The organism is Pseudomonas sp. 3B-A001-10F (assembly GCF_056313565.1).
The window spans coordinates 1-668 of the sequence record NZ_JBQYFW010000080.1 but is presented as its reverse complement, the minus strand read 5'-3'; the positions used below and the strand labels follow the sequence as shown (position 1 = coordinate 668).

General features: G+C 58.4%; 1 protein-coding gene. It reads left to right on the top strand.

Annotated features, from left to right (window positions below; translation table 11 throughout):
- On the top strand, window positions 1–194 hold a 194-nt coding region (locus tag AC0ZWN_RS28815), incomplete at its 5' end, for a DUF6124 family protein (RefSeq protein ID WP_476337714.1).
- Window positions 195–668 lie beyond the last annotated feature (474 nt).

The following is a 668-nucleotide window of genomic DNA, read 5'->3' as shown; positions in this document are numbered from 1 at the left end:
GCGAAAGCCTGCTGGTCCACGCCTGCGAATCACTGGCACAGGCCAGCCTCATGACCAGCGACATCGCCGCGTACATCGACCTGCCGCAAAGACGGACGATTCTGGCGATTCAGCAGATCATCATGCTTGCCGAACTGGCGGTGAATCGAGTGCTGGATAATCACGAAATCTCCCAATCTCCGACACACAGCTAAAAGACCCTCACCCTAACCCTCTCCCAAAGGGAGAGGGGACTGACCGAGGTGTTTGGGTGAGCTACGCCGACATGAAATACCGAGTCGACCCTCAGATTCTGAAACAGATCAAAAGCCCCTCACCCTAACCCTCTCCCGGAGGGAGAGGGGACTGACCGATTTGTTTGGCAGACCTACGCCGACGTGCGATACCGCGCTGAACTCAGGTTTTGAAAAGCACACAAATCGGCCCCCTCTCCCTCGGGAGAGGGCTGGGGTGAGGGGCAAGAACACCACAAACCCAAAGCCAAGCGCGCCGCGCTCTTCACCACTCAATAGGCCGAGTGTCAGCTCGCCTGCTTTTGATCTTGATCTTGATCCACGGGCGACGTCGGAAGGCTGAGTGGAGGGATTGATCCGGGCGTGGGAGCGCAGCGACCGTTTGGCGCAGCCAAACACAGCGAGAGGAGGTGCAGCGAAGCAAACCGTAGACGC